The 10114-nt window shown below is 46.5% G+C and carries 12 protein-coding genes; 4 read left to right on the top strand and 8 right to left on the bottom strand.

What is annotated here, in order from left to right; all coding sequences use genetic code 11:
• Positions 1 to 224: 224 nt before the first annotated feature.
• Positions 225 to 698 (top strand): RNA recognition motif domain-containing protein, encoded by a 474-nt coding sequence (locus CWB99_RS21075; RefSeq protein WP_138551742.1) that lies wholly within the window; start codon positions 225 to 227, stop codon positions 696 to 698.
• 139 nt (positions 699 to 837) lie between these two features.
• Here CWB99_RS21075 and murI read toward each other — a convergent pair whose 3' ends face one another.
• Both murI and CWB99_RS21065 read right to left on the bottom strand, forming a co-directional pair.
• A complete protein-coding gene (gene murI, locus CWB99_RS21070) occupies positions 838 to 1641 on the bottom strand; it encodes a glutamate racemase (protein ID WP_138551741.1) in 804 nt (267 codons plus the stop codon).
• Positions 1642 to 1740: 99 nt separating this feature from the next.
• Positions 1741 to 2853: a DUF5610 domain-containing protein gene (locus tag CWB99_RS21065; RefSeq protein ID WP_138551740.1), complete on the bottom strand. Its 1113-nt coding sequence runs from the start codon at positions 2851 to 2853 to the stop codon at positions 1741 to 1743.
• Positions 2854 to 3012: 159 nt separating this feature from the next.
• Between CWB99_RS21065 and trmA the strand changes: the two genes are divergently transcribed.
• Positions 3013 to 4110, top strand: a complete 1098-nt coding sequence (gene trmA / locus CWB99_RS21060; RefSeq protein WP_138551739.1) for a tRNA (uridine(54)-C5)-methyltransferase TrmA — start codon at positions 3013 to 3015, stop codon at positions 4108 to 4110.
• Between the two features lie 60 nt (positions 4111 to 4170).
• On the opposite strand, the gene CWB99_RS21055 is transcribed toward trmA, so the two are convergent.
• From CWB99_RS21055 to ccoG, 4 genes are all read right to left on the bottom strand, one after another.
• Positions 4171 to 4806: a thiol:disulfide interchange protein DsbA/DsbL gene (locus tag CWB99_RS21055; RefSeq protein WP_138551738.1), complete on the bottom strand. Its 636-nt coding sequence runs from the start codon at positions 4804 to 4806 to the stop codon at positions 4171 to 4173.
• 12 nt (positions 4807 to 4818) lie between these two features.
• Complete coding sequence (locus CWB99_RS21050) at positions 4819 to 5442, bottom strand: thiol:disulfide interchange protein DsbA/DsbL (RefSeq protein WP_138551737.1); 624 nt, start codon at positions 5440 to 5442, stop codon at positions 4819 to 4821.
• Between the two features lie 19 nt (positions 5443 to 5461).
• On the bottom strand, positions 5462 to 6436 hold the full coding sequence (locus tag CWB99_RS21045) for a serine/threonine protein kinase (protein WP_138551736.1): 975 nt from the start codon (positions 6434 to 6436) through the stop codon (positions 5462 to 5464).
• A gap of 112 nt (positions 6437 to 6548) precedes the next feature.
• A complete protein-coding gene (ccoG, locus tag CWB99_RS21040; RefSeq protein ID WP_138551735.1) occupies positions 6549 to 7976 on the bottom strand; it encodes a cytochrome c oxidase accessory protein CcoG in 1428 nt (475 codons plus the stop codon).
• A 233-nt stretch (positions 7977 to 8209) separates the two neighbouring features.
• Here ccoG and CWB99_RS21035 point away from each other — a divergent pair, with 233 nt between their 5' ends.
• On the top strand, positions 8210 to 8566 hold the full coding sequence (locus CWB99_RS21035; RefSeq protein WP_138551734.1) for a hypothetical protein: 357 nt from the start codon (positions 8210 to 8212) through the stop codon (positions 8564 to 8566).
• On the top strand, positions 8566 to 8769 hold the full coding sequence (locus CWB99_RS21030; RefSeq protein ID WP_138551733.1) for a hypothetical protein: 204 nt from the start codon (positions 8566 to 8568) through the stop codon (positions 8767 to 8769). Before CWB99_RS21035 ends, CWB99_RS21030 begins: the two co-directional genes overlap by 1 nt.
• Before the next feature lie 5 nt (positions 8770 to 8774).
• Here CWB99_RS21030 and CWB99_RS21025 read toward each other — a convergent pair whose 3' ends face one another.
• Both CWB99_RS21025 and CWB99_RS21020 read right to left on the bottom strand, forming a co-directional pair.
• On the bottom strand, positions 8775 to 9350 hold the full coding sequence (locus tag CWB99_RS21025; RefSeq protein WP_138551732.1) for a UPF0149 family protein: 576 nt from the start codon (positions 9348 to 9350) through the stop codon (positions 8775 to 8777).
• Between the two features lie 3 nt (positions 9351 to 9353).
• Positions 9354 to 10112, bottom strand: coding sequence for a type II secretion system protein N (locus CWB99_RS21020; protein ID WP_138551731.1), 759 nt, complete (start codon positions 10110 to 10112; stop codon positions 9354 to 9356).
• Positions 10113 to 10114: the final 2 nt, after the last annotated feature.

Below are 10114 nucleotides of genomic sequence, written 5' to 3'. Positions count from 1 at the left end.
CGCATTATAGGGAAATCGAAAAACGATGCAACCCCTTTTTTCATTTTTTTGGATCTTTTTGATCATTTATCTTTAAACCCTCAATACTGACGGTAAATCCATCAAGAAGGTGCAATCTTTTCAACAGGTTCTATATTTAATTATTGCGATATTTGATTAAGTCGTTAATATAGCAACCTTTCTTGTTAAATTAATGTGTATTCAACGTTTTTTGGTAGATCCTTATGAATATTCTCGATCGTAAGACACTGTTTACTGTACTTCTCCTGGCAATATTGAGTTATGCGCTTGGCCATTTTGTACTACTAAACAGTCAAATTGATCCCGCCTTATTGTTGGCGCTAGGTATCATCATCGGAGGCATAGCATCAGCTTTCGCTTCCTCAACAGGAAATACGGGCAGTGACGTCAGTGGAACAGTAGAAACAACCACACTGTATGTCGGTAATTTACCTTACAGAGCAAATGAACAGGTCGTCAGAGATTTGTTTGAAGAAAAAGGGCAAGTTTTTTCGGTTCGTTTGCTTAAAGATAAGAATACAGGTAAACGCCGCGGGTTCGGATTTGTTGAAATGCCGCAGCCAGATGCCCTCAAAGCCATCAACGAGCTCAATGAATCTGAGTTTCAGCAACGCACGTTAAAAGTCAGAGAAGCGAAACAAAAACAAGAATCGCTGACTACTAACGATCAGGACTGATCTTTAATTTGATAACAGCTCGTTGTACACACTAACAGGGGTAGTACCAGTCAGGTTACTACCCCTTTTTCATGGCCGCATTTCAGCATGCTCCTGGATTTGAGCATGCTGAAATGCGTCCTCCAACCAGCTGCTTCAATTATTCCTGATCAAGATTGATCAGTCTGATTTCAGGCCGCCCAGCCAGGCGTGCTTGTTGTGCTGTTGCATACCAGTTCAGTGTTCCTTGCTTTATTCCTATACACTCAGCCTGAACCTCATCTTCCTTAACAACACTATCTTGTGCAAGTAATGTATACACCCGCCTCGCAATCGCTGTACCTGAATCAATCAAAGTTACCGACTCCGGAAGAGACTCACTCAGGGGTTTGCCAATGATAGGAAAGTGCGTGCAACCAAGTACCAGATGATCTAACTCAGGTGAGAAGTTAAGCTGGTTGATCTCAGCGACAAGCTGTTTCCGATCAATGTCACCGGACCAGTAAAACTGCTCGGCCAGTTCAACCAGCTTAGTCGACTGATAAAGGTCAACCCGGCATTCATTGGCGAATTGCTGGATCAGTTGCTGCGTATAGATATTCCGGGAGGTTGCTGGTGTCGCCAGTAACCCAATGTGCTTTGCGCGACTGGCTGATGCCGCGGGCTTAATCGCAGGAACTACTCCGACAATCGGAATAGAGGTTAATTGGCGAGTTGCTCCCAACGCATAGGTTGAGGCGGTATTGCATGCAATCACGATAATATCGACAGAGTGCAGGTCACGGTCAATCCACTTGATGAGCGCAGCCAAACGCTGCTGGATCGTCTGCTGGGATTGCAAGCCATAAGGCAGCAGCTGATTATCCATCACATAACTGTAGTCGGCATGAGGCAAAGCGTTACGAATGTGCGTAAGCACACTGGTTCCGCCAATACCAGAATCAAAGACAAGAATATGTGGCACATGCGCTCCTTAATTACAGTTCGCGCGCAGTGTGCCACGGTCAGGGTTTAAAATAAATACTTACGTCAAATCCTAAACTGGGAGAAATTGAGCTCCTTTTTATACTTGCTGATCTTGCTTATCAGCCTGACGAGATTCAAGTGCACTAAAGAACCCTTGAGCATAATCAAGAAACTCATTCAGACGCGCCTGGCCTTCGTTTATCCAGGCCATGATATCCGGCAACTGAGCTTCTATGCCCAGTCCTTTCGCTTCATCATGGATCCCTTCAAGACGTTGATCCAATGGCTGCAGTGCTTTTTCCAGATCTTTCATAGGATTACTCTGTTGATACTGGGCAATCGCAGCGGAAGTTTTGGTCTGGCGCAGATCCATAGTGAAATTGACGATTTGCTCACTGTTAATTCCCAGTTCCTGCACTTTGGCAAACGCATCATCATAGTCACCGGCGAAAAAGGTATCGCTCACATCGCGGATGTCTTTCATCATCTCATTAATCGCAGCCTGCTCATCTTCGTTGAGGTCGCCATTCACACTGATGGAAAAATTAAGCTCATGACTGCTTTGCTCACCATACGCAAACCCTTCGCCGTCGCCATTACGTGCATAGCTTGCCGCTTTCGACTGACTCATCGCATCACTGAAAGAAATCACCACTTCGTCGCCTTCAGCTGTGGTGAAGGCATACTCAGCTTGATTAGATAAACTGGCAAACTGTGCAGCACTCACTGATACTTGCTGCGGTTTAGGATCAAACAGCTCTTTTTCAAACTCATCCAACCCTTTAAAAATCCCTTCGCGGGACTTTTCTATGCCTTCCTCAATTTCATCATTAAACAGGCCTGTGCCTTTTAAATCTTCAGACGCTTCATCAATACCCATCTGCACGCCCTTACGTGCTTGATCAAGCATACTTTTGAGTGTGTCGTCGTCTTCTCCGGCGGCCTTGGCTTTTTTAACTGCCCCCTGGACAAACCCCAGCACATTTTTGACTATTTCTTCAAAATCAAACAGGGGCTTGTCTTTTTCTTCTTTTTTCTCGATCCCCAACGCCTGCGCCAGTTTATCATCGAGGATCTTTGCCGCTGCCTGAGATTTGTTTCCGTGGTAACTATCCGTATTAATTGACATATTAGGGATAAGCGATTTGGCTTTACCCGCGTTATGCTGCATCGCCGGATTCAACAGCTGATTCAACTGTCCGATTTTCATGTCTGCTCTCCGCTTTACTTGATAGTTGGTTATCGGCCAAAACGCCTTAAGCTTAAGTCTATTGTACAATAAAAGAGCAAAATATTTTGCTCTTTGCTGGACAAATCGAAAGTGCATCCTAAAATAGCGCCTCTTTGCATTAACTATGGTGGTTTTAATATGGCGGTGATCACGATTGACACTTCGACCTACGAGCAACAGTTGACAGAAAAACAACAGCGGATCAGTGCGCAATTTGCCCGCTTCGATGCGCCACAACTGGAAGTGTACGACTCCCCAAAAAGCCACTATCGCCAGCGTTGCGAATTCCGCGTCTGGCATGATGGAGACGATCTGTTCCATATCATGTTCGATCAACAAACCAAGGAGAAGATCCGCGTTGATCAATTCGATCCGGGCGCACCGCTGGTAAACGAAATGATGCAGGTCATGATGGATAAGCTGCGCCATAACGAGATCCTGCGCCGTAAACTGTTCCAGATTGACTATCTCACCACCCTTAGCGGTGAAGTGCTGATCAGCCTGCTTTATCACAAAGCTCTGGACGACGCATGGCAAGAGGCCATGCAGGTTTTGCGTCAGGAGCTACAACAAAGTTATAAAGTCGACTTTATTGGTCGCGCCAGAAAACAAAAAGTGGTGTTTGGCGATGACTTTGTAACTGAACAGCTGACCGTCAATGGCAAACAATACACCTATCAGCAGGTTGAAAACAGTTTCACTCAGCCTAATGCAGCAGTAAATGAAAAGATGTTGGCCTGGGCACAAGACCTGTGCGCACCACTGCAAAATGATTTGCTGGAGCTGTACTGTGGTAATGGTAACTTTTCTATTGCCCTGGCCGGGCAATTTAACCGAGTACTCGCCACAGAGATCTCTAAATCGTCTGTTCATTCGGCACAATACAATATTGCAGCCAATAAGGTGGATAACCTGGATATCATTCGTATGTCGAGTGAAGAATTCACGGCAGCCATGAAAGGCGAAAAGCAGTTCTCCCGCCTTAAAGGCATAGATCTGCAAAGTTACAACTGCCAAACTATTTTGGTCGATCCGCCCCGTGCAGGTATGGACGAGCTGACCTGTAAGCTGGTCAGTCAGTACGACAACATCATTTATATTTCCTGCAACCCGGATACGCTGGAGCGCGATTTGGACATGCTGTGCAACACCCACCAGGTATCGCGTATTGCTATCTTCGATCAGTTCCCTTATACCCACCATGTGGAGTCAGGCGTTTTTCTGACCAGAAAATAATAGCTGACTGCAGGCAATAAAAAACCCGCGTTCATCGCGGGTTTTTTTTCATCTTAAAGATTAGGACTTTTTCGCCAGATAATTGATCAGAGCAGCAATGTCATCCGGTGAAGTCACACCAGATTCACGCGACAAGATCAGCTTGTATTTACCGTTGACAATAAAAGTCGGCACACCCGTCAGCGCGCCTCTGTCTTGCATCTGCTCTTGTGAACGCTTCATTTTCTTCGCTTTAGTGCGTACAGAGAAGCTCTTGTACAGTTTATCAAACTTCTCTGCAGACACGCCCTGAGCCACAAACAAATCTTTAATGTCAGCAACCTCGTTGAACTTACCACGCTTGCCGTGTAAGTGGGCAAACATCGCCGCAACGATCTTATCCTTTTGAGGTAATACTGACGCCGTCGCTAGTGCATTACTCATCATCTGCTGGATTTCAGGATCACGTACACCAACAAAGTCAACGTGGCTTTTTTTGAATTTCACGTCGCTGTCGAGTTTTGGTTTGAACTCACCAATTAAGGACTCAAAGTTGTTACAGGCCGGACAATAAAATGAGAAGTATTCGGTTACTTCTGGCTTCTTAGTGCCTCGCTCAGCAACGACCTCATAGTGCTTGCCTTCCTGGAAATTGGCAGCGTTTGCCATCAAAGGTAGGAATAGTGCCAATGCTGCGGCGCAAATTGATTTAAACATGGTCTGCTCCCATTATTTTTCTAGTAAGTGTTTAACCAGCTCATCCAGCTCAGCCTGACTGCTCAGCTCTCTCAGGTTAATTTTGTATTTGTCATTCACAACGAAAGTCGGTACACCTGTCAGTGCCCCCGCTTTGCTGAAAGTATTCTGCTTTTCAACCATGGCTTTTTCCGCGCTAATAACTGGCATGCTGGCCATAGCAGCATCAAACTGCTCGCCACTGATCCCATTGGCTTCCAGCAGCTTTTTGATGTCTTTAAGATCTTTAAGTTGTACCTGCTGCACATGAATGGTGTTGAAGATCTGATCGCTTACCTGCTGCGCTTTACCATGGTGTTTGGCAATGATGTAGGCATAGCTCAGGTAACTTTGCACTTCAGGTGACAGCCCGTTCAGAAAATTAACGTGGCTTTTTTCAAATACGGCACCCGCTGGCAGGTTTTTCTCTAGCGCTTTTGCTACCGGCTCGAACTGAAAGCAGTGCGGGCAGTAAAAGGAAAAGAATTCAGTGACCTTGGCCGACTCACTCTTTGTCGTTGTTAATGTCTGGTAGTGTTTACCATCCGTGAAATCGGCAGCCATTGCCAGCACAGGCATACACAACGCAATTAGCGCAACCTTAATCGATTTTAACATTACTCTTCTCTCTAAATTTTTATGGATAAAGACTGATCGCCGCTTCATCCAGTGCGGCAAGTTGTTCTTTTAACGCCAGGATCTGTTGTTCCCAGTATTTGTCTGTTGCAAACCACGAAAAGTTCCGGGGAAACGCCGGATCATGCCAACGTTTGGCCAGCCACCCCATATAATGCACCATACGCATTGCTCTTAGCGGCTCAATTAACGCCAGTTCGCATGTATCGAACGAGGCAAACTCTTCGTAGCCGGATAACAGGGTATCAAGCTGCATGACCTGATTTTGCCTGTCACCACTTAACATCATCCAGAGATCCTGAACAGCGGGCCCCTGACGGCAATCATCAAGGTCCACAATCATTAACTGTTCCTGAGACCATAGAATATTGCCAGCATGACAATCACCATGCAAACGGATCTGCTGGGTTGGTGTAAATTTTTCTTCTGCCTTGTTAATTACCTGATCAAGCACTGTGGTAAACGCCAGCCGCAATGTATCAGGCAAACACTCAGACGCCAGAATGTCCTTGCGTGGTTGATGCAGGTAACCAGTAACATTAATCGCGGGACGGTGCACAAACGCACTCTGCTGTGCAACGCTGTGTAAACGACCAATGTAGCGCCCCAACATTTCCAGGTGATCCAGATTATCCATCTCGAACTGGCGACCACCGACGCTGGGAAATAAACAAAATCGATAGCCCTGATGCTCAAACAAACTTTGTCCGTCAACACGCAAGGGAGCGACAACGGGCACTTCGGCTTCTTGCAGGGCCCGTGTGAAATCGTGCTCTTCCTGGATCTGTTCTGACTGCCAACGCTCGGGGCGATAAAACTTGGCAACGTAACGACGGTTATCATCAGCACGAAACTGATAAACCCGATTTTCATAGCTATTGAGTGGTAGTAATCCAGATTCGGGGTAAATACCTACACTTTCAACAGCATCGAGGATCAGATCGGGCGTTAAGTTCTGAAAACTGAAATCTGTCATAATTTTTACCTTTCACAGCCCGACACCTCAATGGCGGTGGGCCAAGTAACAAAAAAGCGGGCTAACCCGCTTTTGTGATGTATATGAGTTACCCTATTGTACCCTATCTATGCTAACGACCTTTAAAAAAGTTCGTTGGCTGTGCGATGAACTCTTCAGGTTCGTCTTTCACTGTAATGACAAATTCAAACTCAGTCACCGGCAGCGTCAAATCGTACGGGTCAATCACAACCGATAAAGGCTGGTCTACGGTTGAGCCTGCCGCGATTTGAATTTCCTGTTTACCAATGATTGTGAAGTCAGACAAACCGCGAATACTGATCAGGAAAGTCTGAGGTACCTGTGCCTTGTTGATCATTTTCAGCGTGTAGGTATTTTCCACCAGGCCCTCTACATTGACCCGGTAAAGTTGATTTCTGTCTCTGATAATATCCAGATCGAGTGTCTTACGCATCGCAACATTAGCAACCAAAGCGCCACTTAATACAATCAATATCAGTAAGTAACCGATCAATTTCCCGCGCACCGCTTTGGTTTTGTCGCTGCCACTTTCCAGGTTACGCTCAGTTGTATACGAGATGAGGCCTTTTGGATAGTTCATTTTATCCATCACACCATCACACGCATCGATACAGGCACCGCAGTTTATACACTCGTATTGCAGTCCATTACGGATGTCGATGCCTGTCGGGCACACCTGTACACACAACTTACAGTCGATACAGTCCCCTAGCCCCAGCGCTTTGGGATCTTCCTTACGACTACGCGGACCACGACTTTCACCACGTTCGGTGTCATAGCTCACCGTAAAGGTATCTTTGTCGAACATCGCTGACTGGAAACGTGAGTAAGGACAAATATGCAGACACATGATCTCACGCATCCAGCCAGCATTGCCATAAGTACACAAAGTGAAAACCACCACGCTCAATGCCGCATATCCGGAGGCCGAGAACATCAGCAGATCGGGGAGTAACGTACGGATAGGCGTGAAATAGCCTACAAACGAAATGGCCGTATACAAGGAAAACAGCATCCAACTTAAATGCTTGGCTGATTTACGCCAGAACTTATCAAAGTCCATAGGTCGCTGATCAAGCTTCTTGCGCTGATTGGCAGTCCCCTCTAACTTTTCTTCAAACCAGATAAAAATAAAGGTCCAGACCGTTTGCGGACAGGTGTAACCGCACCACACCCTGCCATAGAAAGTAGTCACCAAAAACAAGGCGAAGGCCGCAATCATCAGAATAAAAGCCAGAATGGTTAAATCCTGAGGCCACAGCGTCAGACCAAAAATGTTGAACTTTTGCTCAAAGATATCGAACAGCACCGCCTGTTCGCCGTTGAAATTGATCCAGGGTAACAGCATGAAGGCCAGCATGCCGATAAAACCTATCTGTTTTCTGAGTTTCTGATGCAACCCGGTGACGGCCCTGACATAAATGCGGTTGCGGGGGTTAAACCTGTCTGGTTGTAAATCGTCGGGTTTATGGATTTTGACGTCGACGGGGATATTCTTGACCTTAATTTGCTTGTCCATCACAGCTCCTTACGCGCCTGGGACAGGTACTTGCTACAGTGACCTCTATTTTATATGTGTAGTATATCAATCTGGATTAGATCTTGCTCATTTTAAAGGGAAAAGCCGACATAAAACAGCATTGCAACTAAACTAAGTAATAAAAAATTCCTAGCACTAAACTTGCTTTTATTTCCCTCATTTTATTACACTGGCGACATCTTTTGGCTGTTTAGATCAAAGTAGTTGCAGTTATGAAAAAGTACCTGATTTTAGTTGTGGTGATCCTGGCCCTGTTCACCATAGACCATCCGAGCATCAAAGAGCCACGCGAGCAAATGATCCAGTATGGTGTAGACCTGCTTGGAGATACCAGCAAAGCTCAGTACAGTATGGCCGCGAAACTGGCCCGCCAGCAGATCAACAAAGAGCTGACTTTGACGGAGTCAGAGCAGTCTTACATCATGTCTGCACTGTCAACCAATGAAAAAATGAAGGTGTTTCACCTGAAATTTTGTGAAGGCAATGAGCTGAATATGTATTTCTACGGTCCAAAGCTTCTGACAGTGTGTGAGATTGCAGCCAGTTCATTGAAACAGGCGGGTTTGTAATGGATTTTTCTCAACTCAACAAAGCCAGGGCTAAGTCTTTTAATGACCAAAAGGCCCTGTTGAAAAAATTAAGCAAAGGTCAGACGGTATTATGCACACACTGCAATCAGCCTGTGTTACTCGACCTGACCGGTGCTGAGGGGACTAAAGGCAGTGCCCATTGCGCGAAAGGCTGCACCCACATCGCACTTGATTTGATGTAATTGAGTTACTCGTTATACAGGCCGCTGGCCAGAGCAACTTGCTCTATCAGGGCGGCATACCCCTGCGCAAAGTCGTTGGCAAGGCTTAGTTGTTCAGCACAAAAAGCAGCCATATCATGCCCACCCTGTTGACAAAACTGCGCAACTTGCTGTTCTTCCAGACTGAAAAAAGCCAGCTGTTCAGTGGCCATTTGCAACGCCTGGAGCAGCTCTTGTGATACACCTGGGGCACTCATCAGGCGTTCATAATACTGCTGGCTGGCCAGTAAAAACCCCTGGCTCCACTGTTGCTTCTCAGCCCACAGAGAGTCTGCCTGCACAGGCACAGTGAACTGGCCAGAAAAAACCTGCTCACTGATATGATGATGTAATGCTAAAAAAGCAAACACAGTATGCTCTTCTAACGCCGCGTCATTCAGGCTCAACTCACTCAGCCATTGTTCTGGCTCTATCCCATCCGGACCACAAATAAGCGCAAACAGGTAGCCTTCAACGCCGCGCAGGCTCAGAGCTCCGGGACGCTGCTCAAGATACTCGCTGAGCGCAGCCTGATGCTGCGCCTCGTAACTAAAGGTCATCATAGTTTATAGGCTTACCGGGTAACGCCCTTCGCTATCCGGACGTCCTAAGAATTTAACTGCATCATGGACTTCTTTAGGTAAAGAAGCTTCCGGTTTGATATTGCCCGCAACGCGAAACTGCATGTTGGCAGCCAGGGTTGCATCAGCACGCAGCCCAAGGCGATTTTCCGGATCCACCGTCACGGCGATATCACCAGACTTACAGGTCAATGTGCCACTCATATCACCGATACTAAACCAACCCGTAAGACCTTTGATATCAATATTCGGGCTACTGATCTCACCATTAAGCGCTTCACAATAAGGCTGTCCGGTATAGTATTCATCAATACTCAAAATCACACGACCTTTGGCATCCACGGGCAAAGGCAGGGTAACCTGCTGCATAGCCTGCTCAACACTAAAGCGCAGTATCGCATCATCCAGCTTGGCCGACTTATCCAACAGTGACATAGAGAAATTGCTGTTGCCTGAGATTTCATCCAGTGTTCTGGGTGAGCCAAAGCGGACTTTACCCTGCACCTGGCCGGTCAGCAATCCCCAACCATTGAGCTGCCAAGTAACGTCATTGAGCTGAACGTTTTCATAGCGCACCTCGCTGATCCGCCCTTCCCAAATAGAGCCAGACACGGCGCCCACAGACAAGGCTCGTGGCAGCGATCCTTGTGACAATTGTAAAACGATACTGGCAGGCATAGTGATTGCGACAAACACGCTAAACGCCAGCAAAAAAACCAGTACCAGACTGATGATCTTTTTCATAC

The organism is Pseudoalteromonas rubra, assembly GCF_005887095.1.
Taxonomy (GTDB): domain Bacteria; phylum Pseudomonadota; class Gammaproteobacteria; order Enterobacterales; family Alteromonadaceae; genus Pseudoalteromonas; species Pseudoalteromonas rubra_E.
This window is presented reverse-complemented; position numbering and strand designations above follow the sequence as displayed.

Excerpts from the sequence above, each read along its gene's own strand:
- CWB99_RS21030 (WP_138551733.1), top strand. The coding sequence starts at position 8,566 with ATGGATTTTTCTCAACTCAACAAAGCCAGGGCTAAGTCTTTTAATGAC.
- ccoG (WP_138551735.1), bottom strand. The coding sequence starts at position 7,976 with ATGGACAAGCAAATTAAGGTCAAGAATATCCCCGTCGACGTCAAAATC.
- CWB99_RS21045 (WP_138551736.1), bottom strand. The coding sequence starts at position 6,436 with ATGACAGATTTCAGTTTTCAGAACTTAACGCCCGATCTGATCCTCGAT.
- CWB99_RS21065 (WP_138551740.1), bottom strand. The coding sequence starts at position 2,853 with ATGAAAATCGGACAGTTGAATCAGCTGTTGAATCCGGCGATGCAGCAT.
- trmA (WP_138551739.1), top strand. The coding sequence starts at position 3,013 with ATGGCGGTGATCACGATTGACACTTCGACCTACGAGCAACAGTTGACA.
- CWB99_RS21075 (WP_138551742.1), top strand. The coding sequence starts at position 225 with ATGAATATTCTCGATCGTAAGACACTGTTTACTGTACTTCTCCTGGCA.
- CWB99_RS21050 (WP_138551737.1), bottom strand. The coding sequence starts at position 5,442 with ATGTTAAAATCGATTAAGGTTGCGCTAATTGCGTTGTGTATGCCTGTG.
- CWB99_RS21025 (WP_138551732.1), bottom strand. The coding sequence starts at position 9,350 with ATGATGACCTTTAGTTACGAGGCGCAGCATCAGGCTGCGCTCAGCGAG.
- CWB99_RS21055 (WP_138551738.1), bottom strand. The coding sequence starts at position 4,806 with ATGTTTAAATCAATTTGCGCCGCAGCATTGGCACTATTCCTACCTTTG.
- CWB99_RS21020 (WP_138551731.1), bottom strand. The coding sequence starts at position 10,112 with ATGAAAAAGATCATCAGTCTGGTACTGGTTTTTTTGCTGGCGTTTAGC.
- CWB99_RS21035 (WP_138551734.1), top strand. The coding sequence starts at position 8,210 with ATGAAAAAGTACCTGATTTTAGTTGTGGTGATCCTGGCCCTGTTCACC.